General features: G+C 36.1%; 29 protein-coding genes. 19 read left to right on the top strand and 10 right to left on the bottom strand.

Going from position 1 to position 26,637, the window contains the following annotated elements; genetic code table 11:
* Positions 1-32: 32 nt before the first annotated feature.
* A complete protein-coding gene (locus EG359_RS21715; RefSeq protein ID WP_076353963.1) occupies positions 33-1,964 on the top strand; it encodes a M1 family aminopeptidase in 1,932 nt (643 codons plus the stop codon).
* A gap of 33 nt (positions 1,965-1,997) precedes the next feature.
* Here EG359_RS21715 and EG359_RS21720 read toward each other — a convergent pair whose 3' ends face one another.
* Positions 1,998-2,876 carry a cupin-like domain-containing protein gene (locus EG359_RS21720; protein ID WP_076353965.1) on the bottom strand — a complete coding sequence of 293 codons (879 nt, stop codon included), beginning with the start codon at positions 2,874-2,876 and terminating at the stop codon, positions 1,998-2,000.
* 158 nt (positions 2,877-3,034) lie between these two features.
* On the opposite strand from EG359_RS21720, the gene kbl reads away from it, so the two are divergent.
* The 4 genes from kbl (at position 3,035) to gldG (ending at position 7,419) form a co-directional block, all read left to right on the top strand.
* Complete coding sequence (gene kbl, locus EG359_RS21725) at positions 3,035-4,231, top strand: glycine C-acetyltransferase (protein WP_076353967.1); 1,197 nt, start codon at positions 3,035-3,037, stop codon at positions 4,229-4,231.
* A 172-nt stretch (positions 4,232-4,403) separates the two neighbouring features.
* Positions 4,404-4,955: a CopD family protein gene (locus EG359_RS21730; RefSeq protein WP_076353969.1), complete on the top strand. Its 552-nt coding sequence runs from the start codon at positions 4,404-4,406 to the stop codon at positions 4,953-4,955.
* 60 nt (positions 4,956-5,015) lie between these two features.
* Entirely contained in the window at positions 5,016-5,744 is a 729-nt protein-coding gene (locus tag EG359_RS21735; protein ID WP_076353971.1) for an ABC transporter permease, read from the top strand.
* A gap of 4 nt (positions 5,745-5,748) precedes the next feature.
* Positions 5,749-7,419 carry a gliding motility-associated ABC transporter substrate-binding protein GldG gene (gldG, locus tag EG359_RS21740; RefSeq protein WP_076353973.1) on the top strand — a complete coding sequence of 557 codons (1,671 nt, stop codon included), beginning with the start codon at positions 5,749-5,751 and terminating at the stop codon, positions 7,417-7,419.
* Positions 7,420-7,535: 116 nt separating this feature from the next.
* Here gldG and EG359_RS21745 read toward each other — a convergent pair whose 3' ends face one another.
* The 3 genes from EG359_RS21745 to EG359_RS21755 form a co-directional block, all read right to left on the bottom strand.
* Positions 7,536-8,351 (bottom strand): DUF2314 domain-containing protein, encoded by an 816-nt coding sequence (locus tag EG359_RS21745; protein WP_076353975.1) that lies wholly within the window; start codon positions 8,349-8,351, stop codon positions 7,536-7,538.
* A gap of 52 nt (positions 8,352-8,403) precedes the next feature.
* A complete protein-coding gene (locus EG359_RS21750) occupies positions 8,404-9,042 on the bottom strand; it encodes a hypothetical protein (RefSeq protein ID WP_076353977.1) in 639 nt (212 codons plus the stop codon).
* Positions 9,043-9,154: 112 nt separating this feature from the next.
* Entirely contained in the window at positions 9,155-9,583 is a 429-nt protein-coding gene (locus tag EG359_RS21755; protein ID WP_076353979.1) for a DUF4268 domain-containing protein, read from the bottom strand.
* Between the two features lie 143 nt (positions 9,584-9,726).
* Here EG359_RS21755 and EG359_RS21760 point away from each other — a divergent pair, with 143 nt between their 5' ends.
* From EG359_RS21760 to EG359_RS21770, 4 genes are all read left to right on the top strand, one after another.
* A complete protein-coding gene (locus EG359_RS21760; RefSeq protein WP_076353981.1) occupies positions 9,727-10,134 on the top strand; it encodes an RrF2 family transcriptional regulator in 408 nt (135 codons plus the stop codon).
* An 89-nt stretch (positions 10,135-10,223) separates the two neighbouring features.
* Positions 10,224-10,346 (top strand): hypothetical protein, encoded by a 123-nt coding sequence (locus EG359_RS22835; RefSeq protein WP_262488039.1) that lies wholly within the window; start codon positions 10,224-10,226, stop codon positions 10,344-10,346.
* A gap of 1 nt (position 10,347) precedes the next feature.
* Positions 10,348-11,235, top strand: a complete 888-nt coding sequence (locus tag EG359_RS21765) for a sulfite exporter TauE/SafE family protein (RefSeq protein ID WP_076353983.1) — start codon at positions 10,348-10,350, stop codon at positions 11,233-11,235.
* Positions 11,236-11,324: 89 nt separating this feature from the next.
* Complete coding sequence (locus tag EG359_RS21770) at positions 11,325-11,615, top strand: putative quinol monooxygenase (RefSeq protein ID WP_076353985.1); 291 nt, start codon at positions 11,325-11,327, stop codon at positions 11,613-11,615.
* Positions 11,616-11,733: 118 nt separating this feature from the next.
* Here the strand turns inward: EG359_RS21770 and EG359_RS21775 are convergent, their stop codons facing one another.
* Entirely contained in the window at positions 11,734-13,050 is a 1,317-nt protein-coding gene (locus EG359_RS21775; RefSeq protein WP_076353987.1) for a T9SS type A sorting domain-containing protein, read from the bottom strand.
* 187 nt (positions 13,051-13,237) lie between these two features.
* Positions 13,238-14,050, bottom strand: a complete 813-nt coding sequence (locus EG359_RS21780) for a T9SS type A sorting domain-containing protein (RefSeq protein WP_076353989.1) — start codon at positions 14,048-14,050, stop codon at positions 13,238-13,240.
* A 96-nt stretch (positions 14,051-14,146) separates the two neighbouring features.
* Between EG359_RS21780 and EG359_RS21785 the strand changes: the two genes are divergently transcribed.
* From EG359_RS21785 to EG359_RS21825, 9 genes are all read left to right on the top strand, one after another.
* Complete coding sequence (locus EG359_RS21785) at positions 14,147-16,261, top strand: TonB-dependent receptor plug domain-containing protein (protein WP_076353991.1); 2,115 nt, start codon at positions 14,147-14,149, stop codon at positions 16,259-16,261.
* A gap of 13 nt (positions 16,262-16,274) precedes the next feature.
* On the top strand, positions 16,275-17,408 hold the full coding sequence (locus EG359_RS21790) for an HmuY family protein (protein ID WP_076353993.1): 1,134 nt from the start codon (positions 16,275-16,277) through the stop codon (positions 17,406-17,408).
* 21 nt (positions 17,409-17,429) lie between these two features.
* Positions 17,430-18,308, top strand: a complete 879-nt coding sequence (locus tag EG359_RS21795; protein WP_076353995.1) for a heme/hemin ABC transporter substrate-binding protein — start codon at positions 17,430-17,432, stop codon at positions 18,306-18,308.
* Positions 18,292-19,332, top strand: a complete 1,041-nt coding sequence (locus EG359_RS21800; protein WP_076353997.1) for a FecCD family ABC transporter permease — start codon at positions 18,292-18,294, stop codon at positions 19,330-19,332. Before EG359_RS21795 ends, EG359_RS21800 begins: the two co-directional genes overlap by 17 nt.
* The gene (locus EG359_RS21805) at positions 19,332-20,105 is read left to right on the top strand and encodes a heme ABC transporter ATP-binding protein (RefSeq protein WP_076353999.1); all 774 of its coding nucleotides are present in this window, start codon (positions 19,332-19,334) and stop codon (positions 20,103-20,105) included. The genes EG359_RS21800 and EG359_RS21805 overlap by 1 nt, the downstream gene beginning before the upstream one ends.
* Positions 20,106-20,107: 2 nt before the next feature.
* Positions 20,108-20,758: a class I SAM-dependent methyltransferase gene (locus EG359_RS21810; RefSeq protein WP_076354001.1), complete on the top strand. Its 651-nt coding sequence runs from the start codon at positions 20,108-20,110 to the stop codon at positions 20,756-20,758.
* Positions 20,759-20,762: 4 nt separating this feature from the next.
* Positions 20,763-21,791, top strand: a complete 1,029-nt coding sequence (locus tag EG359_RS21815) for a hemin-degrading factor (RefSeq protein ID WP_076354003.1) — start codon at positions 20,763-20,765, stop codon at positions 21,789-21,791.
* Positions 21,792-21,918: 127 nt separating this feature from the next.
* Positions 21,919-22,791: a ChaN family lipoprotein gene (locus tag EG359_RS21820; RefSeq protein WP_076354005.1), complete on the top strand. Its 873-nt coding sequence runs from the start codon at positions 21,919-21,921 to the stop codon at positions 22,789-22,791.
* Between the two features lie 174 nt (positions 22,792-22,965).
* Positions 22,966-23,595, top strand: coding sequence for a peptide deformylase (locus tag EG359_RS21825; RefSeq protein WP_076354007.1), 630 nt, complete (start codon positions 22,966-22,968; stop codon positions 23,593-23,595).
* An 82-nt stretch (positions 23,596-23,677) separates the two neighbouring features.
* Here the strand turns inward: EG359_RS21825 and EG359_RS21830 are convergent, their stop codons facing one another.
* Genes EG359_RS21830 through EG359_RS21840 form a run of 3 tightly spaced genes read right to left on the bottom strand, consistent with a single transcriptional unit; the run spans position 23,678 to position 25,200 of the window.
* Positions 23,678-24,103 carry an organic hydroperoxide resistance protein gene (locus tag EG359_RS21830; RefSeq protein ID WP_076354009.1) on the bottom strand — a complete coding sequence of 142 codons (426 nt, stop codon included), beginning with the start codon at positions 24,101-24,103 and terminating at the stop codon, positions 23,678-23,680.
* On the bottom strand, positions 24,104-24,538 hold the full coding sequence (locus tag EG359_RS21835; RefSeq protein WP_076354011.1) for a MarR family winged helix-turn-helix transcriptional regulator: 435 nt from the start codon (positions 24,536-24,538) through the stop codon (positions 24,104-24,106).
* 29 nt (positions 24,539-24,567) lie between these two features.
* Positions 24,568-25,200, bottom strand: a complete 633-nt coding sequence (locus EG359_RS21840; RefSeq protein ID WP_076354013.1) for an NAD(P)H-dependent oxidoreductase — start codon at positions 25,198-25,200, stop codon at positions 24,568-24,570.
* Between the two features lie 299 nt (positions 25,201-25,499).
* On the opposite strand from EG359_RS21840, the gene EG359_RS21845 reads away from it, so the two are divergent.
* Positions 25,500-26,252 (top strand): SDR family oxidoreductase, encoded by a 753-nt coding sequence (locus tag EG359_RS21845; RefSeq protein ID WP_076354015.1) that lies wholly within the window; start codon positions 25,500-25,502, stop codon positions 26,250-26,252.
* Between the two features lie 31 nt (positions 26,253-26,283).
* Here EG359_RS21845 and EG359_RS21850 read toward each other — a convergent pair whose 3' ends face one another.
* Positions 26,284-26,595: a hypothetical protein gene (locus tag EG359_RS21850; RefSeq protein WP_076354017.1), complete on the bottom strand. Its 312-nt coding sequence runs from the start codon at positions 26,593-26,595 to the stop codon at positions 26,284-26,286.
* Positions 26,596-26,637: the final 42 nt, after the last annotated feature.

Raw genomic sequence — 26,637 nt, forward strand, 5'->3', positions numbered from 1 at the left:
TTTTATATTTGAATTCTATAATATTTTCATCTATGAAAAAAGTTTACCTCCTGATGTTGGGTTTTCTGGTATCTCAACAGTTTTATGCACAAACGCAGGACCAGAATATCGAAATGAAAGGATTGATTAAAAAGGAAAAGAAATCCTTTGCCAACAGAATGGTTGCAGGTAATGTCAATCCGAATACACTCAACTATGATCTTAGGTATCAAAGAATGGATGTTACTTTAAATCCAACCGTTAAAAATATTTCCGGTTCAGTAACGTCTCACTTTAAGCCTAATCAGAATATGGGAAGTATTTATTTTGACCTTACCAATCTGTTATCAGTTTCCCAGGTACAATATCATGGAAACAGTATTCCTTTTCAGCAGCTTCCTAGCAAAGAAATTAAAATAGATTTTCCGGCTTCCATTGCAGCCAATACATTAGATTCTTTAACTATTCATTATTCCGGAACTCCAGATCCGTATTACAATACTGTGATGACGGGAACTCAGGGAGGGACTCCTGTTTTTTCTACCTTAAATGAGCCTTATGGGGCACAGGATTGGTTTCCTACCAAACAAAGTCTGAATGATAAGATTGAAAGAGTTGATTTTAAAATTACAACCCCATCACAATACAATGTCGCAGCAAACGGTAAATTGATGTCTGAAACAAATCTTCCTGCAACTTCGCAGAAGCTTACTTTCTGGAGAACAATGTATCCTACTCCTGCTTATCTTATTGCGCTTGGAATCACCAACTATACAAAGCTAAACAGCACCATCGGAAACCCGCCATTTCCGTTTGTGAACTATGTTTATCCCGCAACAGCAGCGAACTCTACACTGGTATCCAATATTGAATGGACGAAGCAGGTTATGAACACCTATGAGACTTATTTTGGACCTTATCCTTTCCGTGATGAAAAATATGGACATATGGAATACCTTAATGGAGGAGGAATGGAGCATCAAACGATGTCTTCTATGAGTGGTTGGGGTAAAAGTCTTATTGCTCATGAGCTTGCCCACCAATGGTTTGGAGATAAAGTAACCTGTGGTGCATGGAATGACATCTGGTTGAATGAGGGTTTTGCAACCTTTGGAGAGCATGTAACCAATGAAAAATTGCTAATGACTAACACCGAATTTATGAGCTATTTGGCCAATCAAACCAGCTATATTACAGGAACATCGGGAGGAACTGTATATGTTCCTGATGCGAGCCTTACCAATGTCAACAGAATTTTCGACAGCAGGCTTTCTTATGCCAAAGGAGGTTATGTTTTAAGAATGTTGAAATGGATTTTGGGGGACACAGCTTTTTATCAGGCTATTAAAGATTATCACGGAAGACCGGCTTTGGCTTATAATTATGTACGAACTTCAGACTTTAGTGCATCGCTGCTTCAGTCTACGGGAAAGGACTTTACAGAGTTTTTTAATGACTGGGTGTATGGTGAGGGATATCCTACTTACAACATAAAATGGAGACAACTGGGCAATCAAGTCCTGTTTAACGTTTCCCAAACGCAAAGTATGCCATCTGTAAGCTTTTTTGAGCTACCTTTACCCATTAAAGTGAATGGAACAGGAGGGCAAACAGCTTATTTGGTGCTGAATAATACCTCGAACAATCAAAATTTTACAGAAGCAGTCACTTTCCCGATTGCGAGTATTCAGTTTAACTATGAATATCAGATCCTGCAAAAAAACTCAACAGTAGTTCAGGATGCTAATCTGAGTGTTTCTTCAGTAGAGAAAGAAAAATTTGGTTTATATCCTAACCCCGCAAAAAATGAACTTTACCTTAATGGGGTTGATAAAGCAGCGGATTACACTATTCATGCAATAGACGGAAAACTGGTTAGAAAAGACATTTATCAACCAGGTAAGACAATAGGAATTTCAGAATTGGTTCCGGGTACTTATATTTTCACGGTCAATGAAAAACATATTAAATTTATTAAGCATTAAAATATATTTAATATGATCATATAAAAGAAGCTTTCAAATTTGAAAGCTTCTTTGTTTTCTGGCAGCTCTTGCCCCTCTTTCTCTGGCGATTTTTACTTTATATCTGAACCATTTTTCCTTAAAGACATAGCGCATGGCATTATCGAAATTCCTTATAATAACTAAATTTTTAAATCCATTCCATTTTTCAATAAAACTTGAGGGAAGTGCCCGGACAGATATGGAGTAGCCTCCGGTTTCATACTGTATGTAATGCCACCATCCGGCGGGAATGTAAAGGGTTTCACCAGGTTGAAGAATAGCTTCATAGCCATCTAAGTATAGGAGACCCGGATACTTCCTGAAGTCAGGATTTTTAATAGGAGTCAAACTATGGAAGTTATAAGGCAGTTTGTACATAAAACTAGATTGTTCACGGGGAAACAGCCATACTTTTTTTATTCCTTGAAATTGAGTGATAAAAACATGGGACATATCGATGTCAATATGATTTCGGGTGGCAGAACCTTGTCCGCCAAAGAACATAAAGGGAAGCCATTTCAATATTTTACCATTGGTAACATCATTGTAAACAATATCATTTTTAAGTTCTGGTTTAATGCTTAATAAATTAAATAAAAAAAGACGGTGTTCAGTGGGAGTAGAATCTATCAAATCCAGATATTCCGAAAAAGAAGTCTGCATAATGGGCTCACTTGCTACTCTGTCCATGGAATCCATTTCACTGCCGTAAATATCTACCTGATGATTTCCTGCTATTTCTTTAAAATATTCATAATTCCACTTTTTAAAGGCCGGACTTTCGGGATCTACAAAATCTTCAAGAATAACAGGAACCTTGGGCTTCATATATTCATTTATAAAGGTTCTTGAAACTATTTTCTTTATTTTCTGTACCGGAATCAATCGCATATTCTGAATTTTAAAACAAATATAATTATTATCCTACTAATTTTGTAGACTAATTATGTTAAAAACTCACTCTTGAATCAAATTTTAGAATTAAGCCTATAAAAGGTTTTATTTTACTGCCTTTTTAGTAAATTAGCACATCTAAAAAATTACTAAAAATGATTTCTGAAAAATACCTACAACATTTACAGAACGAACTTCAAAATATTGAAAATGATGGACTTTTCAAAAAAGAAAGAATCATCACTTCTCAACAAAGTGCAGAAATTGAAGCTAACGGTAAAAAGCTTTTGAACTTTTGTGCTAATAATTATTTAGGGTTATCCAATAATCCGGAGGTAATGAAAGCTTCTCAGGATATGATTGAATCCCACGGATATGGAATGTCATCTGTACGTTTTATCTGTGGAACACAGGATATTCATAAGGAATTAGAGACAAAGATTGCAGACTTCCTTGGTCTTGAGGATACGATTCTTTATGCTGCTGCATTTGATGCAAACGGTGGGGTTTTTGAACCATTGTTTACTGAAGAGGATGCGATTATTTCAGATGAACTGAACCATGCTTCCATCATTGATGGGGTTCGTCTTTGTAAAGCTGCAAGATACCGTTACAAAAACAATAATATGGCTGATCTTGAGGCTCAATTGATTGCTGCTTCAGAAAAGAATCACCGTTTCAAGATTATTGTTACTGACGGAGTTTTCTCAATGGATGGTATTGTTGCTGATCTTAAAGGTGTTTGTGATCTTGCAGATAAATATGATGCTTTGGTAATGGTGGATGATTCCCACGCAACCGGATTTATCGGAAAAACAGGTCGCGGAACTCATGAAGCTAACGAAGTAATGGGTAGAGTAGATATTATTACATCTACATTAGGAAAAGCTCTTGGTGGTGCTTTAGGAGGATTTACCTCAGGTAAAAAAGAAATCATCGATATGTTGAGACAACGTTCTCGTCCTTACTTATTCTCCAACTCATTGGCTCCTGGGATTGTAGGTGCTGCTTTGAAAGTGTTGGACATGATTTCAGATGATACTTCATTACGTGATAAAGTCATGGAAAATGCAGAATATTTCAGAACAGAGATGAAATCCAAAGGTTTTGATATCCCTGAAGGAGATGCTGCCATTGTTCCTGTAATGCTTTATGATGCACCACTTTCCCAGAAAATGGCAGAAAAATTGATGGATGAGGGAATCTATGTCATTGGATTCTTTTATCCTGTAGTACCAAAAGGAAAAGCAAGAATCAGAGTTCAATTATCTGCGGCTCACACCAAGGAACATCTTGATAAGGCCATTGCTGCTTTTGAAAAGGTAGGAAAAGAATTGGGTGTGATCTCTTAATTTTTGAGTTGAACACGATCAATAAAATATAATCTTCGGCTCGGGGCAGCAAAGCTGCCCCGAGCCGAAGTGTTTTCTATATAAATATGGTTTAATTATATTTTCCTGATCAAAAGAAAAATATTTTTAACAATTACATAATAAGCTTATCTTTGCTGTTAATTTTTTCTGAATGCTTTATACAATAATCAAAGCGCTGCACATTATTTTTATGGTAAGCTATTTTGCGGGGATTTTCTATCTCGTAAGAATCTTCGTTTACTATAAGGATACCGATGAATTTCCGGAAGATAAAAAGAAAATTTTGAGAGAGCAGTACACCTTTATGGCCCGCAGACTGTGGAATATTATTACTGTTCCGGCCGGAGTCATTATGGCGGTATGTGGATTGGTTATGATCTTTTTAAATCCGGGTTTAATGAAGATGGGTTGGTTTCATTTAAAGCTCACATTCCTGATCGGTCTTGCCGTTTATCACTACTGGTGCTGGAAGAAAGTGCTTCGTTTAAAAGCGCTTAACGGGAATACTTTAGAAACGGCCAATATCAAATTGAGACAAGCCAACGAAATTGCTACATTTATTTTGTTTCTTGTTGTATTTACCGTGATTTTAAAAGCCATGGTAATTACATACTGGTGGCAATTAATTACAGGATTTTTCGTTCTTGTATTTCTGATCATGATGACCGTAAAACTTGTTAATAAGAATAAAAAAAAGAAATAATTGTGAAAGTAGGACATGTGCCCTAATGCATTCCTAATTATTACATTCTACTAAAAAACTATGATTGCAATTTTAAAGAAAGAACTTTGGAGTTACTTTGGAAACTGGAGCGCATGGGTAATCATTGCCGCATTCAGTTTGATCACGACTCTTTTCCTGTTCTTTTTCGACAACGATTCTAATATTTTTGAGATCGGGGCAGCATCGCTGCAGAGTTATTTTGTTTTAGTTCCGTGGCTGTTGATGTTTATCATTCCGGCACTTTCAATGAAGACTTTCGCTGAAGAACAGCAAACCGGAACACTGAACTGGCTTTTTTCACAACCGTTAAAGGTTTCAGATCTTGTAATGGGAAAATTCCTTTCAGTATGGATTGTCGGGGTTTTATGCCTGATTCCATCACTGATTTATCTCTATACTGTATATGTTTTAGGAGTTCCGGAGGGAAATATTGACCTAGGAATGACTTTCGGAAGCTATATAGGACTGATTATTCTGATTGCTGCTTTTTCAGGAGTTGGAATTTTAGCCTCTTCATTATCACAAAACCAGATCATGGCTTATCTGTTGGGTGTTTTCATGTGCTTTATTATGTATTTTGGAATTGAGCAGCTGGCAAGCTATAAATTATTAGGAGGAGCAGACTTTATTCTTCAGAATATAGGTTTCTATCAACATTTTCTAGGCTTTACAAGAGGCCTTGTAGATGTAAAGGATGTAGCCTACTTTATTCTGGTGATCGGTGCTTCATTAGTATTGTCTAATCATTTTATTAACAAAAAGAAGTAGAATTATGAAGAAGATCAATGCTAAATCTCCATTTGGAATTTTCTTATTTGCTATTGTTCCTTTGGTTATTATTCTGACCTATTCAGGGATCAGACTGGACCTGACAAAGGAAAAAAGATACACCCTTTCTGAGAGTACCATTAAGGTATTGGAATCTGTTAAGAAGCCTTTAACCGTTGAAGTTTATCTTGAGGGAGACTTTCCGGCAAGCTTTAAGCAGCTTCAGGGAGAAACGAAGTTTATGCTGGAAGAATTCAGAAAAATTAATTCAAAGATTGATTTTAAATTCATCGATCCGTTGAAGTCTAAAATACCTGCAGATAGCTTGGCGGCAATGGGAATGCAGCCATCATACCTTCCAGATTCCAAGGATGGGAAGTTCTCACAGATTACTATTTTTCCGTACGCTGTTATTAAATATAATAAAACAGGAGTTTCCATTCCTTTAATCGTTCAGCAAACAGGTATAGATGCTGATCAACAACTTACAAGATCCATTGAGGGATTAGAATACAGCCTTGTTTCAAATATTAAAAATATTGCTGCCGATAAAAGAAAAAAAGTAGGTATTTTGGTTAATCAGGATGAATTAAGCCCTGATGAATTCCAGGGATTTGTACAACTGGCGATGGAAAATTATGATGCAGGCCCCATTATTCCTAAAAATCAAACAGAGCTTAGCCTTGAAGATCTTCCTTTATTGAAGCAGATGAGCGCTTTGGTTATTGCAAAGCCGAGAAAAGCCTTTACAGATAATGAAAAAGTGATTCTTGACCAATATATTATGAATGGCGGGAAAACACTTTGGATGATTGATGCGGTGAATGCTGAAATGGATACATTAACTCGATCTAAAAAAGTAATGCCTTTCCCAATTGATATTAATATGACAGATTTCTTCTTCAATTACGGAATAAGAATTAATACTGCATTGGTAAAGGATGTAAAGAAATTTGCCTTGCTGAAGCTGGTAACAGGAGAGGTGAGTGGAAACCCTCAGTTTACAAGTCTCCCTTGGCCTTACTTCCCATTGGGAATTGCTGAAAATAATAATCCGATTACCAAAAATATTAATCCTGTAAAGTTTGAATTCCCAACCTCCATAGATACTTTGGGAGGAAGAAAGAATATTAAGACCAAGGTGCTTTTTGAATCCAGTGAAAGAACTTTGTTGAAACAGGTTCCCAACTATGTTGATCTAAAGGAAATTGCCAGCGTAGACAGCCTTGGACAAATGGAAAAACCAAGTACCCCAAAGATATTTGCTGTAGCACTGGAAGGGAAATTTAATTCTGCTTATGCGTCTAGGATTGAAAGAAAATCTTACCCAGGCTTTAAGGCAGAAAGCCCTGAAAATAAAATGATCGTGATTGCTGATGGGGATATAGGAAGAAATAAAGTAATTAAAGGAAAACCGCTTCCTTTGGGTGCAGATATGCTAACCAATGAGCAATTCGGAAATGAACAGTTCCTTAGAAATGCTTTGGATTACCTGTTGGATGACAGTAATCTGATGGAATTACGAAACAGAAACATCGAAGAAAGACTTCTGGACAGACATAGAATAGAAGAAGAGAAAACCAACTGGCAGTGGCTGAACTTACTGCTTCCTCTGGCTGTTATTGGCCTTATTGGAGGTTTATTCTTCTGGTTAAGAAAGAAGAAATTTGGATAGAAAATAGAAAGAGAAGTATCTTACTTCTCTTTTTTATTTAAGAAAATAATGATAAAAAATAGGCTGCTTCGTGAATGGATGCAGCCTATTTTTATTTGACGTTAAAGTCTTGTATCTTAATTTTCCAGGACCGGAATAATATGCTCCCAGTTCAGTTGTTTGGCATAATCCAAGGCTGTTTTGCCAGCTTTTGATTGAACATTTTTATCGGCTCCGGACTCTAAAATAACCTTTACAGTAGTTAAATTTCCGGCAATTGTTTCCTTGTGAAGAAGACTGAGGCCATCTTCATCTATATGCCGAATGTCGTCAGGATTCTGTAGTAAAAACTCAATAAATTTCTCCTTCATGTTTTTACTCATTGGATGTTCAATAAGGTTTTCGGGCTCTTCTTTCTGATTATTAACGACCAGAATATCATTAAAGTCTCCAAAGTCCATCTGCCATGCATTATCATGTTCTTTTCTTTCCGCATCAGACATATCTGAACGCATCTTTTGGATACTGAATCCGCCATAGGTTTTCGGAAGAGGTTCTGTGGAGGAAGAGAATAATTTAGAAAGTCCCTTAGGTTTCTGTACACTTGGTGTAATCGCGAAAAGCCAGTCACTGATGTCCGTCAAAGGAATTTCAAAATAGTCTCCCACTTGTACATTTTTAAGATTATTAGGCTCATTAATCAGGTAGCCTTTTACAGTATCCCCATCAAAATTAATGTCGTTGATCCACATGTGTTCAACAATTGTTTCTCCTGCTTCATCTTTTTCGGAAAATGCTGCTTTTACGCATGAAACATTCAATCCGGGAATAATTCTTCTATATTCCCAAGATTGTTCCCTCCAGAAATATTTAAACGTTTCCTGTGCTTTTTTAAAGGCTTTGATCATTTCCGGATCATTCCCATCTGCAAAAAAAGTTGGGTTCTCTTCCATATACTAATTTGTGGCGTGTTTGATGTAAATTGTTGTGATTGTATTTTGGTTTCTAGTTTTGGTAAGCTTCCTTAGGAAGTAATGCTGCTGTTTTATAGTAACTTAGGTCTGTTGAACGTTGTTCCTGAAGTTTCTGGAACGTCTCAAATTCATAATGTGCCCAGTTTTGCTCGTTATCAGGATCCGATGTTTTATCAATGGCGAGTTCCAGATTGCCATCCTCTTGATAGCTGCATTCTATGGCTGCATATTTTTCACCGTTTTCATCCGTAGTGTACCAACATTTTATTGTTCTTTCAAGCTGGGGTTCCTGTGTTTCATTATCAATAACCTGCGAACAGATAAAGTTTTCGGGGTCATCTGTCTTAAAAACAGTCTTGGAAATCAGAGGCTTGTCATCTACTGACAAAGAATAAAGTTTATTGGTGGAAATAATGAATCCGTCAGCAGATTCTCTCTTTTCGATGTCAAAGAAGTCAGATTTTTCTTTCAGGTAATTAAGAACTTCGTCCTCATTTTCACCATCACTTAGGAAATAATTGATATTGTATATACTGTCATCATTGATAAATTCAATCTCTTTCAGTACATCAGAGTCACCATCATAATAGTACAGATGATATTCATTAAGCTTTACGGCATTGCTTTTGGAGATGACTTCTCCAAAAATGTTTTTGTACACTTTTCTCATTTTTAATCATGTTATTTAGTTTCATCTATTAGTTTAAGTGGTAGGAGGCAAAGATAGGTTTTCTTTTTTATCTTAACCTAAAGTGTAAAACGGTATTTATTTCATAAGTATATTAGATGTCCTTTATAAAATCCTCATATTCGTAGTAGAATCTTTCAAAACCGTCCATTTTGTCAACAAAGAATTCAAAAATTTCTTGCCACGTGTTTCTGTTAAAAACTGAGACTCCATGCATCTCCACCCAGATTCTGCTGATTACTTTTCCATTTTCAAGAGTATAAAATTCATCTTTTTGGAAATCGCCGATAAAGTCTTTTAAAATATCTTCCAGAGACCATATTTTTTCATAATAGGCATTTCGGAAAATTTCATCTTTCATTTCTATATCAAGGGAAACCTCTGCTTTTTTATTGTCTGCGGAAAATTTAAAGGCCATATCCTTGACTTTAGTGTCATACAGGAGCCATTTTCTAGGGAATGATTTTCCAAAAGCTGTCCAAAACTCCTTTTTTAATTGCTGTGCTTCTTGTTTACTGAACATAGAGGCAAACTTAATGATTTAATAGCAAAAAGGCAAAAACTAAGAGGTTGTAAAAGGGTAAAAAGGCTAATTTACCAGTTCATTTTTTTGCAATTTTTCCTTTTCACTTAAACATATTAAACAATTTTCTTACTTTTGCTGTGATGCTTTCAAAAAAATCTCAATATGCGTTTAAGGCACTTTCATATCTTGTAGAAAAGAGAAATGAAGGGCCAATTCTTATTTCCGAAATTGCGGAACATAAAAAGATACCTTTAAAGTTTTTAGAAAATATTTTGCTTGAACTGAAAAAAGCAGAAATCCTTGATAGTAAAAAAGGAAAAGGAGGAGGATATTTTTTAAAAGAAAATCCTGAAAATGTAAAATTAGCGAAAATTATTCGTCTCGTAAACGGTCCCATTGCAATGCTTCCCTGTGTAAGTCTGAACTTTTATGAAAAGTGTGAAGACTGTAATGAAGATCACTGCGGACTGCATGACGTCTTGATTGAAGTTCGGGATGCCTCATTGAATATTCTTGAGAAAAAAACTTTAATGGATCTGGTCGACTGACCTGATCCTTTTTTTTTGAATTGTTAGTCTACTTATTTGGTAGGATAATATTTTTATTGGATATTTGTAGAACTTCAAATGAATAAACTATGATTCCAAAAGAAGATACAAATATTGTGAAGCAGGCTACAGAAGAGGTATGGAGTGATGCTGTTGTTCCGGGGGAAGATACCCGTAATAATGTAGAATCAGTTAAACCAACAATTTTGTAGCATGGTTATTTCACGGAAAATTCAAATAAGGCTCAATGTATTTTTTGTAACTATTGCAGTTTTGCTGATTACATTCTTTTCAATGTATGAGTTGGGATATTTGGATGAGCTTTTCAATATTCTGGCTAAGGATAATTATATATTTTACTGGATGCTTCTGGTGGGTGTTTTTGCTGAAATTGTAGCCGGATCAATGGGAATGGGATACGGAGTAATTTGTACAACCACGCTTTTGCTACTGAATATTCCGCCACATATTGTAAGTGCAAGTATTCATTCTGCCGAAAGTTTTACAACAGCAGCAGGAAGTATAAGCCATATTAAACTTAAAAATGTAAGTAAAAGTCTGGTGAAAAAACTTGCTATTCCGGCGGTTATTGGTGCCGTGATTGGCGCTATAAGCCTAACCTATCTGGGAGAATACTACGCTAAGATTACCAAGACCATTATAGCATTTTATACCCTCTATCTGGGAATTCAAATTTTATCCAATGCATTTAAGAAAAAGCAAAATAAGGCTCTTAAAAGAAAAACAAATCTTACCAGATTGGGAGTGATTGGAGGTTTCATAGATTCCTTTGCAGGAGGAGGATGGGGGCCGCTTGTAACCGGGACATTAATTAAAAATGCCTTTACACCAAGATTTGCAGTCGGAAGTTCCACAGTAGCCAAATTTATTCTGACCCTTACCGCTGCCATTACCTTTTTTCTTACCCTCGGAATTCAGCACTGGAACATTATACTTGGGCTGTTAATCGGTGGAATTATCACAGCTCCTTTTTCTGCCATGCTTACAGCAAAGCTTCCTGTGAAGAAAATGTTTCTGGTAATAGGAATTCTGGTGATTGTAATGAGTTCTATAACTATTTATAAATCAGTATTCAGCTAAAAAATATTAATTAACATTAAAAAATAAAGGAAATAAAAATATATTTGACTTCGAAAATATTTTACTTTTACATCACTAAATATTAAAACATGAATTTACATATCATTGCACTTTTTAAGTTTAATGAAAATTATTTGATGGAAGCAGTAGAGCTGTTTCAGAATCTTGTAAAAGAAACCAGAAAAGAAGAGGGCTGCCTGCAGTATGATCTTGTTGAGGATAAAGATAACAAAGGAACTTTCTTTCTAATTGAGCTTTGGGAAAGTGTTGAACATCATAACAGGCATAACGGACAGGATCATTTGCTTGATTTCCGTAAGGATGCTTCCAAGATCATGGAAAGCTCGGCTCAGGTTTATAAGGGATTCAAGATCTATTAGAAAGAATAGTGTACTACTATCAAAGTTTCTCTTAATCTATAAAATACAAAAGGCGATTTCAAAATTTTGAAATCGCCCTTTTATTAGAAAAAATAGAAAGTATTAGAAATAAAATATTTTATTTTACGATAAGCTTTTTCGTCTCCGAATTGCCTCCGTAGGTAATTTTTACCAGATAATTTCCTGATGGAAGATGAGATAAATTCATATCCTGTCTATAGAATCCGGCTTGGTTGCTTAGCTCTGCAGAATGTACCTTCTTTCCTGTAAGGTCATACACTTCTACACTACCTTTATTATTTGTTTTTTCCTTTACATCAAAAAGAACCGTAACTCTTTTATCAGCGGTAGTAGGGTTGGGGTATACTCCAAAAGAAGCCTTTTTACCTACCTCAGTAATTCCCAGCGTTGCTGTAATTTTTTTGTATTTAAAATACATATTACCGGTCTGGGTACCTCCATTGGAAATAAAATACATTCTGTAATAATCTGATCCTTGTTTTACATAATAAACAGCATCAGAATGAACTCCCATTGTAGGCTTCCAAGAGTGACCAATAGTAGTGATGTTCGTAGAGAATGCAGAATTTGCAGGAATATTAGACGTTGCAGTTTCCTGCACTTCAGGTCTTACTTTTGCTACAGAAATATTGGAATTTTGGATAACTCCTGCCATTCTGTATTTCATTGTCTGTGGATTCCCTTGTGGGTCCACATAAGGATAATCTGTGTAGTATCTAGTAAACATCAGATTCCATGCGTTTCTGGATGGTTCCTGGCTAGGCACTGTTGTTCCGGATGTAAAAGAGAAATAGTTGAAATAAGCATCATCTGTTCCGTTAGACACGGTTCTCGTCTCCGTTGTTCCCCAAGAAGAACCGTTCCACTTAGAATACTTAAAAGTATATCCTCCATAGGCATCTTCAATGGCAAATTTGATATAGTCTCCTGAAGGGTATTTTAAAACAAAGATGGCTTTCCCTACAATATGATGAGTAATGGGATTATATACTCCCCAACCTGTTGAAGGAGTATTAGGATTAGGACCTGTAACAGGTCCCTGTTCAAAAGCTCCCTGGCTTAAATCAGTCGTCTGATCCGGGTTATAAAGAGGTTCTCCCCAAGATGCTTCATTGCTAAGGCTGATGTTATCCCAGTCGGCCATATTAACAGATGCAGTGTATACTTCAATACCAAGGGCATCATTAATTCTTGAACCAAAAGCATATATTGAATTTCTGTAAAAAGCTACATCCCATGTGCTAGCCGGTTTTGCTACGATATTATTGGAGGCAAAGTCAAAAAATACACGGTTTTGATAGCTATTTCCCATCGTCAGATTAGCTGTTGTATATCCGTTAGCATCTGTTTGCGCCAATACTGTTTGTTGAACAGTAAGAGCAAGCAAAGAAGATAAAAGTAGTTTTGTTCTCATAACTTATTTTTTTCAAATCCTTATTTAGAATGATTCTACAAAAATATATAACTATTTTTAATAATTCTAAATAAAAATATGATTTTTATCGTGTTTTATTGGAATTATCTTTGGATTAGGAGCATAAATAAGCCGAAAGGAATGCTCCTCTCGGCTTTATTAAAGTCAAATAATAGTCTAATAAACCTTATTTTTTGATGAATTTCGATTGAATTGTTTTTCCCTCAGCCGTTTCGATAGCGATGAAGTAAACACCAGTCTGAAGTCCATTGATATTAAATTTTTGTCCGTTCAATTTTCCTTCCGCTACTTTCTGACCTGTAGAAGAATAGATTTGAATGTTTTTAGGATCTTTTTTTGTTACAAAATCAAGAGATGTATTGTCTGCATTAACAGCGAATTTAACTTCATTTTTTGAAAAAGCCTTGTCATTAACTGCCAATGAAGCCGTTGTATCGTAGACTACATCATCAACCTGTACTGCTACGTGCATAGCTGTAGGCGTAAATTTAAAAACGATATAAGATGAAGTAGATGCAGGAATTGGAACACTTATATTCAGGATAGCTCCAATGGTAGTTACCGTAATGGGATCTCCTACAGGAACAAAGGTTGACATGTCTGCTGGATTAGATGCCAGTCCTATCTGAATGTTTGCAGGGCCAGGAGACGGAGTTATTAATGTTGTCGTAAACTTTAATGTTTTGTCTCCCGCAGGAGCCTGGATCTGTGGAGATATCAAATAAGATGAATCTGAAGGATTAGTTCCGGAATAGGATTGAACAGCTTTGTTAGCAGTATTGGTAACCAACATTCTTGGCGGAACAGGAAATGGCGCCGTATTGGCAACCATAGGGGCTACTACTGCAGACCAGCCAAACTGAGGGAAAGTGGTGTTCCCGGCAGTGAAGGTATTGAAGTTTTCATTGATAGTTGGAACTTGTGCCTTAGCTGTAAACGCTGTAAAAATCAACGCTCCTAAAAGTAATTTTAGTTTCATGCTGTTATATTTATTTAGAATTATTACACAAAAGTATATATTTATTTTTAATGATTCTAAATAAAGTTTTATATTTGTCGAAAATTTTAAAGCCTTATGCAGAAGAAAGTGCTTTCCATTCTATCATTATCCATTGCCTTTTGGATGAATGCACAAACAAAGGATTCTCTTAATCAAAAGAAAATTGAAGAAGTTGTCATTACAGGACAATACATGCAACGATCTATCAGCAAATCTATCTATAAGGTTGAAGTAATAGATGCACAGCAGATCAAAAACATGGCTGCTACCAATGTTGCGGATGTTTTGAATCAAAGTCTTAATATACAGATCACGCCAGATACCCGTTCAGGAAATTCAACAGCCAACATGATGGGGCTGGACGGCAGCTATGTTAAAATCCTAATCGATAATATTCCCGTAGTAGGAGATACAGGGTTGGGTAGTAATATTGACCTTACCAAACTGTCATTGAATAATATCGAGAGAATCGAGATTGTAAAGGGAAGTATGGGGGTAGAATATGGAAATGGAGCACTTGCCGGGGTTATCAATATCATTACGAAAAAAGGGAGTTCAAAAAAGATCAGTGTAAGAGCCTCACTTCAGGAAGAGACCGTAAGAAATAACTACGATATTAAGAAAAAAGGAAACGGAAGACACATCCAGAATGTAAACGTAGACTATAATATCGATGATAACTGGTTTGCCAATATTAACTTCAATCATAACCAGTTTATGGGGTATGAAGGAAATAAAATGGGGTATAAATATTTAGAACGTGATCTGAAAAGAGGATATGAATGGAACCCTAAGGACCAGTACGATGCTTCTGCCTTGATCCGATATTCAAAGAATAAAACCTCTTTCTACTATAAGCTTTCCTATTTGAATGAGAAATTTAATTTCTACAACCCTGAAGTGAATGTAGATCCTCTTAATGATGGAAATGGCGGCGCTTTATACAGAAGTGTAGATAGAAAATATAATACGAACCGATGGATACATCAGTTTAATATCCAGACCAATCTGGGGCATATCCAGTATATGGGAGATTTTTCTTACCAAAGTCAGGATAGAAAGTTCCAGGATTATAATTATGACATTCCTAACAGGTCTATCATCAACAAAGATGAGGAGCTGTCTTATTATAAAACGAATGTCATGTATTCAAGAGGAATGTTCAGTAATTTCCTTGATAATAAAACCTTTGATTTTCAATTGGGATATGAGTTAGACTACACAGATGGTTATGCTTCATTAATTGCCGGTAAATTTTTTACAGAGGCTATCAAAAGAACACTTTTCACGTATTCAAACTTCATTTCAGTAGAATGGAATATTTCTGATAAGTTCTCTGTAAGACCGGGAGCCAGACTTTCTGTAAGTGAAAAATTCAATAACCAGTTTAATTACTCCCTTTCTGCGAGATACAAAACTTCTGAGAATTCAAACTTAAGGTTGGTGGCCGGTACAGCAAACCGTTTTCCTACCTATGAGGAGCTTTATACGTTTTTTGTAAACCTTAACCATGATATTCAGGGGAATCCTGATCTGAGCCCTGAAAAAGGATTCTCCACAGGGGCATTCTGGGATCAGAATTTTATCACAGGAAATGATTGGAAGATTGCATACAGCGTAAGCGGATTATATCTTGATGTACGAGACAAAATAGAAATGCTTCTTATAAAAGATCCTTCTACCTATCAGTTTAGAAATATGGACAAATATAGAAATATGTTGTTTTCTGCAAATGTGGATTTCAAAAAAGACCAGCTGGCCATTGGCTTAAGAGGGGCATTAGGAGGAACCTCAGTCGCTATGAAATCAATGTATCACACTTCACCTACTGATTATCAGTTCCAGGCACAGGCAGGGGCTACCGTTAACTATAAACTGCAAAACCCGGGAACTTCATTTGCCCTTTATTATAAATATACAGGTCCGGGAAGATTATATGTGTTTGAAAATGAAACAAATGGTTTCAAGCTTGGAAAAACTGACGGCTTCCATATGATGGACTTTATTGTAAGCCAGCCTTTCTGGAATGATCACTTGGAGCTTTCTGCGGGAGTGAAAAACATCTTTGATGTTACCAGTATCAATTCTACCGCAATGAAGGCAGATGCTCATGCTACCACGGCTCCTACAGGTATTGTGAATTTATATTATGGCAGAAGCTATTTTGCCAGATTAACGTTTCAATTTTAAATAATAAGTTACTATGAAATATGTGAAAATATTTTCTATTCTTTCCGTAATGTTAGCGGCACAGTCTTGTGTTTCTGCTGATGAGGACAGGGTTCCTGCGCCACCTATTACAGGTTCTTCAGTGAATGTACCGATAGGAGGAGCTACCGAGCCTAATCAGGTGTGGATTGACCTGAGTGATATGGTTAAAGATGAGAATGAACCCAGAAAAACCATTAATAAGAGAACAGACTGGGATCTTGGATTTTACACCGGTGATGATTTCAGGGTAATTATAAACGGATCATTAGCAATGACTGTCATTAAAATACCTAATGCTACAGATATCAGTAAAGTAAAAGAAGCAGACATTGAAAGTTTAAAAGATATTGCTCAGGTAGGAACATTTGACTCCGAGAATATGAAGTACATCGATAACCCGAATGGTCAATTCTTAACTCAAACTTCAGGAATTGAAGCCATAAAGGCAAATGATGCTGAAAATCCCATTTATTTAGTTAATCTAGGAAGAGAGATTCCTTCTGCTAATAATATTGGTGCGGGTTCTGTTTCATTATCAGGTGACCCTAGAGGATGGAAGAAAGTACAGATTCTAAGAGCTGCTAACGGGTATAAAATTCGTTACGCAGATCTTAATGCCGGAAGTGAGGGGGTTAAGGAACATATTATAACAAAAGATCCTGAATATAATTTTGCTTTTTTCAATCTTAAAACAGGTACACCTGCAAAGATTCAGCCTAAGAAAAAAAGCTGGGATATAGCCTTTACAACATTTACTAATGAAGTATTTATGGGACCTGGAAGCAGTGCCGGAAGTTACTTTTATGCAGACTTTATAACAACCAATACTCTTGATGGAGTGGGCGCATATCAGGTAAATGTTACAGGGAACCTTGAGCAGGCCTATGCTGCATTTAAATTAAAGGATGTAGACGCAAGCAAGTTTGTGTTCAATGATCATAGAGCCATTGGAGATAAATGGAGAACCACTACCGGTACACCAGATAATCCTGTTCCATTTGTATATGCCAACCGTTTCTTTATTCTGAAGGATACAAATGGCTTTTATTTTAAGCTGAAATTCAGTTCTATGAAGAATGTAAAAGGAGAACGTGGCTTTACAGGCTTTGCATTCGATCCATTATAATAAATCAAATAATAGTATATCATGAAGAAATTTATCCTTGCAGCTTCTGTTCTTGTAGCAGTATATTCATGTAAAAAAGAAGAAGGTGCTAAAAAAGAAAATACAACAGAAACTACTTCTGAAGCTCCAAAAACAAATAATAAAATTGTAACCCTAAACGGTGGTATTACTGAAATCGTAAGCGCTTTGGGTCACGAAAAAGAAATCGTGGGAACTGACGTTACCAGTACTTATCCTGAAAGCTTAAAAGCTACAGCTAAAGATTTAGGCCACGTAAGATCAATGACCATTGAGCCGATTATGGCAGTAAGTCCTACCTTGATTCTTGCTTCTGACAAGGATATCAATCCTGAGCTATTAGGAAAGATCAAAACTTCAGGAATCAAAACTGAGGTTTTCAAGCAGGAATATACCGTTGAAGGAACTAAAAAGCTTATTGAAAGCGTAGCAAAAGCTATCGGAAACACAGACTATCAAAAATTAAATGATAAAATAGATGCAGATCTAAAGCAAGTACAGCCACTAACTAAAAAGCCAAAGGTATTGTTCATCTATGCCAGAGGTAATATGCTGATGGTTGCCGGTAAAAATACACCAATGGCATCATTAATCAACCTTGCTGGAGCAGAAAATGCAGTAACTGACTTTGAGGATTTCAAACCATTAACTCCGGAGGCAGTTGTAAAGGCTAACCCTGATGTATTGTTCTTCTTTGAAACAGGATTACAGGGAGCAGGAGGAAACGAAGGTGCACTTAAAATGCCGGGAGTTTCCCAAACCAACGCCGGAAAAAATAAAAAGATCATCGCAATGGATGGAGGATTAGTTTCAGGTTTTGGACCGAGACTAGGAGAAGCAGCAGTAGGATTAAACAAACTTTTAATTGAAAACACAAAGTAAACTATACTTTTATCTCAGCATAAGTGCCATATTGTTGGTTATTCTGGCAATTGCGGCACTCAATATTGGCGTGTATGATTTCAATGGTGTATCACCGTTCACGGTTTTAGGCCAATTTATAAAAGGAGACCCTAATTTATCGTTAAGTGACAAATATGTGATCTGGGATGTGAGAACATCCAGGATTATTATGGCAATTTTGATAGGAAGTATGCTTGCCGTTTCCGGAACCACATTGCAAGGGTTATTTAAAAACCCATTGGCAACAGGTGAAGCGATAGGTTTAACATCAGGAGCAACACTCTTAGCCGCATTTGCAATTGTCTTGGGAGGCTATTTTAAACAATATCTGCCGGAGATTATACAGTTTTCACTGGTGGGTATTTCAGCTTTCCTGGGTGCCTTAATGGCAATGATGCTTGTATACAGGATTTCTACAAGTGCAGGAAAAACAAATGTAGTCATGATGCTGTTAAGCGGTGTAGCCATTACATCTATCGGATTTTCAATTACAGGATTTCTGATTTATATCTCAAAGGATGAACAGCTAAGAGACCTTTCATTCTGGAATATGGGAAGTCTGGCAGCCGCAACATGGACAAAAAACATTGTGTTAACAGTAGTTATCATTATTTCCTATATTGTCTTACTCCCAAAAGGAAAGGCATTGAATGCCATGATGCTGGGTGAAAGAGATGCACAACACTTAGGAATAAACGTGGAACGCCTGAAAAAGCAGATTGTAATTATCACTTCCTTAATGATAGGAACCTGTGTGGCATTTTCAGGAACCATTGGTTTTATAGGTCTTATTGTACCTTATATTTTAAGACTTTTATTTAAATCAAACTATGTTTTTATTTTGCCATTGTCTGCAGTTTTAGGAAGTATTTTACTTTTGATTGCAGATACCATCAGTAGAAGCATTGTGGCTCCGTCAGAACTGCCGATTGGTATTTTAACCTCTTTAATCGGAGGGCCTATTTTTATTGCTATTTTAATTAAATTTAAAAAATCACTCTAATGATAAAAGCACATCAGATCAATTATCTTCACAGGGATTTTAAAATTCTTGATAGTGTGAATGTCTCTTTAGAGTATGGAGAGTTTTTAGCAATTGTAGGACCCAATGGAGCAGGAAAGTCAAGTCTTTTAAGTATTTTGGCCAATGAAGTAAAGGAGGGAAAGTCCAATATTTTATTTAAAGAAAAACCTATTGCAGATTGGGAAGTAAAGGAATTATCTCAACATAAATCCAAGTTTTCTCAGCATAATTCCAATGAAATTCCCTTACAGGTAAAAGATGTTGTTATGATGGGAAGATATCCCTACTTTGATGCACAGCCCGGAAAGGAAGATCTGGAAGCCATGAATAATATGATGTATGAAACGGATATTTTTCATCTGAAAGACAGAGACTATAACACACTGTCGGGAGGAGAAAAACAACGTGTTCATCTGTCAAGAGTAATGGCACAGTTGCAGAACAAAATAGCCCACAAGCTGGTTTTTCTGGATGAACCTTTGAATAATCTGGATATAAAACATCAATATAAAGCACTGGAAATTATTAAGAATTTCACCCAAAAAGCCAATAGTGCTATTGTTGTTTTACATGACCTTAATCTTGCAGCACAATTTGCAGACAAGATCTTATTAATGAAATCAGGAAAGGTGGCCGCCTATGGAAGCCCGGAGGAAGTTTTTACCGCAAACATTATAAGCAAGGCCTATAACTTTCCCTGTACCATCTGTGAGCACCCCATTACCAATAACCCAATGATCATTTTTGGATAACCATGGAAAAAGAAGAACTCAAAATCCTCGCACAGAATCTTGCCAATCCTCAGGGAGAAAAAGGCATAGAAATCGGTGAAATGATGAATGCCACTAACATCGGTATGACGTTAGAAAGTATCAGAACACTTCTGATAGAAGATAATCAACATATTCTTGAAATAGGACATGGAAATGCCGGCCATCTGAAAAGTCTTTTAAGTCTGGCTCAGGATCTGAAATATACAGGAGTAGACATCTCCGAAACCATGCACAACGAAGCCAAAAAGTTGAATAAAGAATTTCAAACTCAGGCAGACTTTGTTTTGTATGAAGGAAAAAAACTTCCTTTTGAAGATCAGACCTTTGATAAAATATTTACAGTCAATACCGTCTATTTCTGGGAAAATCCTGTCGAGTTTTTAAATGAGATCTATAGGATTTTGAAAGACAACGGAACATTCGTACTTACATTCGGACAAAGAGACTTCATGGAAAAGCTACCGTTTACAGCCTATGATTTTACGCTGTACAACAATGATGAAATGGAAGAACTTGTTTCACAAAGCCATTTTAAAAGAATGAAAACTTCCGAAAAAGAAGAAGAGATAAAAAGTAAAACAGGAAACGAAACAATACAAAGAATCTATACAATTTTAACAGTAAAAAAATAAAATAATGAGCACATTAGTTAATGATTTAAAGGAAAAATGGGACGCTCTGAAAGCAGAAAACCCTCATGTAAGAATAAGAAATGCTGCTGCTCAATTAGGAGTAAGCGAAGCTGAACTATTGGTGACCAGCGTAGGAGAAGAAGTAACAGTTTTGAATCCGGACTTTCCAGGAATTCTGACTGAAGCAGAGCAATTGGGAAAAGTAATGGCTCTTACCCGTAATGACGAATGTGTTCATGAAAGAAAAGGGATTTACCAGAACGGAGACTTCAGCAGCCCGCATGCACAACTTTTTGTAGGTGAAGATATTGATCTTAGAATTTTCCTTAACCATTGGAAGTTTGCTTTTGCAGTAGTAGAGGGAGATAAAAAAAGCCTTCAGTTCTTCGGAAAAGACGGTTTAGCTTTACACAAAATCTACCTTACAAAGAATAGTGATGAAGCAGCTTTTGATGCTATCGTAGAAAAATTTAAGGCAGAAGACCAGAATCAGGCATTTGTTGTAGAAGCAGTAGCTCCAAAACAGGCAGAAAAAGCAGACACTGAAATAGATGTTGAAGGATTCAAAAAAGCATGGACAGAATTAAAGGATACCCACGATTTCTTTATGATGACCAGAAAATATGGTGTAAGCAGAACTCAGGCATTAAGATTGGCTCCGGAAGGATTTGCTAAAAAAATAGATAACGCTAAAGTAGTTAATATCCTTGAAGATGCTTCTGAAAAAAATACCCCTATCATGGTTTTCGTTGGAAACAGAGGGATTATTCAGATCCACACAGGAAACGTAAAGAAAACACTTTGGCACCAGCAGTGGTTTAATGTTATGGATCCCGACTTCAACCTGCACTTGGATGTAACGAAGATTGCAGAAGCATGGATCGTTAAAAAACCAACTGAAGACGGAGAAGTTACGGCTATCGAAGTATTCAATAAGGAAGGAGATTTCATCGTTCAGTTCTTTGGAAAAAGAAAACCTGGAATCCCTGAACTTCAGGAATGGAAAGATTTAGTGGCAGCACTAGATAATTAATAATTAGATGATTTTTATGAGACCGTTTTGTCTGCAAAGCTCAAAGCGGTCTTTTTTATGGTAGTAAAGTGAAAAGAAAGTTCATCTTTCTACTGAAAATTAATTAATTTGTGATTAAATATATAGCATGAAAAATATTCTCATAGCGATTTTGCTTACAGGTTTCTGTTCATTACATGCTCAGAATCTTAAGGCATATCAGTTTTATGATCAGAAAGGAAAAGAAGTAAAGACTGATAAATTAGTTAAGGAATTGGCTGATTATGACGTTGTTTTCTTTGGAGAAAATCATAACAGTTCCATCAATCACTGGCTTCAGCTTAAAATTACAGAAGCTCTGTATGAAAAGAAAAACGGACAGCTTATCTTAGGAGCAGAAATGTTTGAAAGAGATAATCAGCCTCAGCTGAACCAATATTTAAGTGGAAAATTTGATGCCAAGACATTGAAAGATTCTGCCCGTTTATGGAACAATTATGCCACAGACTATAAGCCTTTGGTAGATTTTGCCAAAAACAAAAAACTGAATTTTATAGCAACGAACATTCCAAGAAGATACGCTTCCCAAACAGCTAAAGAAGGTCTTGAATCCTTAAATAAGTTAACTGAAAAGGAAAAGACATACATTGCTCAATTACCGATTAAAGTAACATTGGATACTCCAGGTTACCAGGAAATGAAAGCCATGATGGGAGATCATGCCGAGGGAACAAAGGTGATGAACTTTATCTCTGCCCAGGCAACAAAAGATGCAACCATGGCAGAATCTATCCTGAAAAATATACAATCTGGAAAGACCTTTATCCATTATAACGGTAATTATCATAGTAAAGAATTTGGAGGAACTTATTGGTACATCAAGCAGAAAAACCCAAATCTAAAAATGGCTGTGATCTCCGTTTTTGAATCCGAAGATCCTGAATTAAAAGTCCCTGCAAAAGATTACATTCCCACAGAATTTAATCTGGTTATCCCAAGTGATATGACAAAGACTTTTTAAATGTTGATTTATCTGTATCATTATTAGGTAGAAAATATCATATTCAATAGAAACGGACTAAAGCCCGTTTTTTTATGTCAAAAAGTTCCAATGGCTTTAGCTGAAGCCTAATTAATACCAACAAGTGCTTATGTTTATTTTACAATTTTTACCTTTGTACTACATTCAATTCATATGAGAAAATTATCCGTTCTGTTTATCTTTTTTATAGGATTATTCAACGCACAACAACTTACTTCTGGTGAACTATCTATTATCAATCAGGGAGATATAAAAACTGCATTGCCAATTTATCAGACAACAGATGATCATCAACACAAAACATTGCTAAGCCTTTCCACAGAAATTGATCCAGTGGATCCCAATACTACTGTTCTGGTGAAAAGAATGAAAGAATCTCTTCTTTCAACCGATGGTGGAGTAGGAATTGCTGCCCCGCAGGTGGGAATCAACAGAAAAATAATTTGGGTACAGCGTTTTGATAAAGAGGGAAATCCTTTAGAATATTTTATCAATCCGGTAATTGTCTGGAGATCAGATTTACAGAACCTTGGTCCGGAGGGAGATCTATCCATTCCTGATTTTAGGGATCAGTTTTATAGAAGCAAAGTTATTCAATTAGAATATGTGGATCTGAAAGGACAAAGATATTCGGAAATAGTGGAGGGGTTTACCGCAGTTATTTTTCAGCATGAGATTGACCACCTTTTCGGAATTTTAATTTCCGATAAAAAAGAAAAAGAAAAGAATAATGCCTATAAAAAGGTAGATGCTTATCAAAAAAGTGATTTGAATAAAAGATAATTAAGTCAATGACTTAAAATAAAAATGAGCTGTTTTGAATTCAAAACAGCTCATTTCATTACTATGATTATAAAAAATTGGATTAATCATTATTCGTTACAGAAAGCTTCACCTCAATATTATTTCGGGTTGCATTAGAATATGGACAAATTTGATGAGCTTTATCCGTTAAAGATTGTGCTTCCTCAATAGAAACCCCTGGAATATTCACATCCAGTTCCACTGCCAATCCGAAACCTCCATTTTCAATCTGTCCTATGCTTACCTGTGCTGTAACAGTAGTTTCACCGGTTTGCACTTTACCCAAGCTGATTACTCTGTTCAATGCACTATCAAAGCAAGCAGAATATCCGGCTGCAAAAAGCATTTCGGGATTTGTGAAGTCATCATTAGCTCCTCCTAGTGCCTTAGGCATTTTTACTTCAAGGTCTAAAACTCCGTTTTCACTTTTCACATGACCGTTTCTTCCCCCTGTAGCGGTAACTTTTGTTGTATATAACGTTTTCATTTATTTTTCTATTTTGTTTAATATTTTTAGAACTGATTCTTTAAGTTCCAACAGTTCTTCCGGTTGTATACCCAGTCTTTCCTGAATTTTCCCCGGAATTGCACAGGCCTTTTTCTGTAATTCTTTTCCAGCCTCTGCCAAAAATACTTCAACCACTCTTTCGTCCTCTTTTTTTCGTTTTCTTAGGATAAATCCTTTAGTCTCCAGTCTTTTAAGAAGAGGAGTCAGAGTTCCACTGTCCAGAAACAGTTTTTCTCCGATATGGTTTACCGGAAGCCCGTCATTTTCCCACAATATCATCATTACGAGATATTGAGGATAGGTAATGTCAAGCTCATCAAGAAAAGGGCGATAAAGCCCTGTGATTTCCTTGGCAATGACATATAACGGGAAACAGATTTGGTTGGCTAGTTTAGGTGTTTTAGAATTTTCCATAAGTGGGTACGAAAGATTCGATGAAGGTATTACTTTTTAATGATAAACTCATCCATTGGGACACGGACTTTTTTCATAGAAGCCAGCCAGTCATTAGCTTCGTCACGGTATCCAAGGTATAAAAGACTTACACTTTTCAGTCCTAACTCTTTCAATCCAAGTACTTCATCCACTACAGCATTGCTAAATCCTTCAGCAGGAGTACTGTCTATTTTAAGCTCAGCAGCTTGTGCTAAAGCAATTCCCAGTGCAATATAAGTCTGACGGGCTGTGTGAGCAAAATGCTCTTCCGGAGTTTGTGCTCCGTACATTTCCTTGATTTTATCGGTGTAGCTTCCGAAACGTCCTCTCGGAAGTTCTCTTACATCAGTATGAAGGTCATATACTTTGTCAATTTTTTCGTTAGAATAGCTATCCCATGCGGCAAAAACCAAAACGTGGGATGAATCTCTCATCACTTCCGGATTTAAAGCTCCGGCCACCATTTTATCTTTTAACTCCTGACTTTCCACTACAATAACACGGAAAGGTTGCAATCCAGATGATGTAGGGGCAAGCCTTGTTGCTTCCAGAATTGTATGTAAGTCTTCTTGTGATACTTTTTTTGCAGGATTATATGCTTTTACTGCGTGTCTCCAATTAAGGTCTTCTAATAATGACATTTTCTTTTTATTTTAAATTAAAATTACTTGATGATAATCTATTTCCAAGTATTACTTTGTGAAATTATATATGCAAATATAAAGCCAATTAAATTGTGTGCAATTTAATTTCGAAAGATTTTATTAATGATGATTATTTATTTTATAAAATATTTCTGAATGTATATGTAAACACCAAAAAAGCGTATACTTAAATTTTTACCAGTTTATGATTGTATTCTTTAGTTTTTCCACAAGATTCGGATTTTTTTCTCCCTCAGGTATTCCAATCTTTGCATTAGAATTTTAAACTAAAAGCAATGCAGAAATTTAAAAACAAAACAGCTTTAATTACAGGTGGAACCAACGGAATGGGATTGGCCACAGCAGAAGAGTTCATCAAGCAGGGCGGAAGTGCCATTATTACCGGAAGAAGCCCGGAAACAATAAATAACGCTCTGGAAAAACTAGGAGGGAATGCTTTCGGAATTTTATCGAATACCGGAAATATAGAGGATCTCATGAAGCTTCGGGAAGAAGTAAGAAAATATACAGAGAATGTTGATGTTCTCTTTGTGAATGCTGGCTACGGAAAATTTGCACCCATAGAAAATGTTCAGGAAGAGCATTTTGATGAACTTTTTAACGTATTGGTAAAAGGACCTTTTTTTACTGTTCAGCAGATATTACCTCTGATGAAAAAAGGAAGTTCCGTTATTTTTAATACTTCTGTAGCAACGGATATTGCAATGCATAATTTTTCGGTGTATTCTGCGGCAAAGTCTGCAGTACAGTCGTTCATCAAAACATTTGCTGTTGAACTTACAGAACGAGGAATTCGAGTGAATGGAGTGAGTCCGGGGCATATCAAAACCAATATTTTTAACAATACAGGGCTGACTCCTGAGCAAATAGAAAGGGCGATTCAGGATATTATTCCGACAATCCCTTTCAAAAGACAGGGAGAACCGTCAGAGATTGCCAATGTAGTTCTGTTTCTTGCATCAGAAGAAGCTTCCTATATTCATGGGACGGAGATAAAAGTAGATGCAGGTATTTCTGTAATCAGATAAGTCTGCACCTCTTGAAAATAAAATTCAGGGATTATTTAACTTCTTTGATCTGCTTGATGATATTGGTATTACTCTCAACACCTATATTGTAGATGTTGCCCTTTTTAAAACTTAGATTAACTTTTTCCATCAATACTTTATAATCAGAAGATTTTTTTGACAGGTAAAAGACCTGCGCACTTATTCCAATGGCTACCCGTACAACCTCTTCCGGTTTATCCGGATCTTCAAGAATATTGTTGATGGTTGCATTATTATACCAGGTTAATTTCTGGGATTCAGAGTGAGAAGAACAGGAGGTAATCATGGTAAACAGTAATAATAAATATGTCCAGGCTTTCATAATAATAAATTTGTGAGTAAAAAGCTCCTGCAATATATAAAT

It is taken from the genome of Chryseobacterium joostei (assembly GCF_003815775.1).
GTDB classification, from domain to species: Bacteria; Bacteroidota; Bacteroidia; order Flavobacteriales; family Weeksellaceae; genus Chryseobacterium; species Chryseobacterium joostei.

Coding starts and splice junctions, on each gene's coding strand:
- EG359_RS21715 (WP_076353963.1), top strand. CDS start 33: ATGAAAAAAGTTTACCTCCTGATGTTGGGTTTTCTGGTATCTCAACAG.
- EG359_RS21720 (WP_076353965.1), bottom strand. CDS start 2,876: ATGCGATTGATTCCGGTACAGAAAATAAAGAAAATAGTTTCAAGAACC.
- kbl (WP_076353967.1), top strand. CDS start 3,035: ATGATTTCTGAAAAATACCTACAACATTTACAGAACGAACTTCAAAAT.
- EG359_RS21730 (WP_076353969.1), top strand. CDS start 4,404: ATGCTTTATACAATAATCAAAGCGCTGCACATTATTTTTATGGTAAGC.
- EG359_RS21735 (WP_076353971.1), top strand. CDS start 5,016: ATGATTGCAATTTTAAAGAAAGAACTTTGGAGTTACTTTGGAAACTGG.
- gldG (WP_076353973.1), top strand. CDS start 5,749: ATGAAGAAGATCAATGCTAAATCTCCATTTGGAATTTTCTTATTTGCT.
- EG359_RS21745 (WP_076353975.1), bottom strand. CDS start 8,351: ATGGAAGAGAACCCAACTTTTTTTGCAGATGGGAATGATCCGGAAATG.
- EG359_RS21750 (WP_076353977.1), bottom strand. CDS start 9,042: ATGAGAAAAGTGTACAAAAACATTTTTGGAGAAGTCATCTCCAAAAGC.
- EG359_RS21755 (WP_076353979.1), bottom strand. CDS start 9,583: ATGTTCAGTAAACAAGAAGCACAGCAATTAAAAAAGGAGTTTTGGACA.
- EG359_RS21760 (WP_076353981.1), top strand. CDS start 9,727: ATGCTTTCAAAAAAATCTCAATATGCGTTTAAGGCACTTTCATATCTT.
- EG359_RS22835 (WP_262488039.1), top strand. CDS start 10,224: ATGATTCCAAAAGAAGATACAAATATTGTGAAGCAGGCTACAGAAGAG.
- EG359_RS21765 (WP_076353983.1), top strand. CDS start 10,348: ATGGTTATTTCACGGAAAATTCAAATAAGGCTCAATGTATTTTTTGTA.
- EG359_RS21770 (WP_076353985.1), top strand. CDS start 11,325: ATGAATTTACATATCATTGCACTTTTTAAGTTTAATGAAAATTATTTG.
- EG359_RS21775 (WP_076353987.1), bottom strand. CDS start 13,050: ATGAGAACAAAACTACTTTTATCTTCTTTGCTTGCTCTTACTGTTCAA.
- EG359_RS21780 (WP_076353989.1), bottom strand. CDS start 14,050: ATGAAACTAAAATTACTTTTAGGAGCGTTGATTTTTACAGCGTTTACA.
- EG359_RS21785 (WP_076353991.1), top strand. CDS start 14,147: ATGCAGAAGAAAGTGCTTTCCATTCTATCATTATCCATTGCCTTTTGG.
- EG359_RS21790 (WP_076353993.1), top strand. CDS start 16,275: ATGAAATATGTGAAAATATTTTCTATTCTTTCCGTAATGTTAGCGGCA.
- EG359_RS21795 (WP_076353995.1), top strand. CDS start 17,430: ATGAAGAAATTTATCCTTGCAGCTTCTGTTCTTGTAGCAGTATATTCA.
- EG359_RS21805 (WP_076353999.1), top strand. CDS start 19,332: ATGATAAAAGCACATCAGATCAATTATCTTCACAGGGATTTTAAAATT.
- EG359_RS21810 (WP_076354001.1), top strand. CDS start 20,108: ATGGAAAAAGAAGAACTCAAAATCCTCGCACAGAATCTTGCCAATCCT.
- EG359_RS21815 (WP_076354003.1), top strand. CDS start 20,763: ATGAGCACATTAGTTAATGATTTAAAGGAAAAATGGGACGCTCTGAAA.
- EG359_RS21820 (WP_076354005.1), top strand. CDS start 21,919: ATGAAAAATATTCTCATAGCGATTTTGCTTACAGGTTTCTGTTCATTA.
- EG359_RS21825 (WP_076354007.1), top strand. CDS start 22,966: ATGAGAAAATTATCCGTTCTGTTTATCTTTTTTATAGGATTATTCAAC.
- EG359_RS21830 (WP_076354009.1), bottom strand. CDS start 24,103: ATGAAAACGTTATATACAACAAAAGTTACCGCTACAGGGGGAAGAAAC.
- EG359_RS21835 (WP_076354011.1), bottom strand. CDS start 24,538: ATGGAAAATTCTAAAACACCTAAACTAGCCAACCAAATCTGTTTCCCG.
- EG359_RS21840 (WP_076354013.1), bottom strand. CDS start 25,200: ATGTCATTATTAGAAGACCTTAATTGGAGACACGCAGTAAAAGCATAT.
- EG359_RS21845 (WP_076354015.1), top strand. CDS start 25,500: ATGCAGAAATTTAAAAACAAAACAGCTTTAATTACAGGTGGAACCAAC.
- EG359_RS21850 (WP_076354017.1), bottom strand. CDS start 26,595: ATGAAAGCCTGGACATATTTATTATTACTGTTTACCATGATTACCTCC.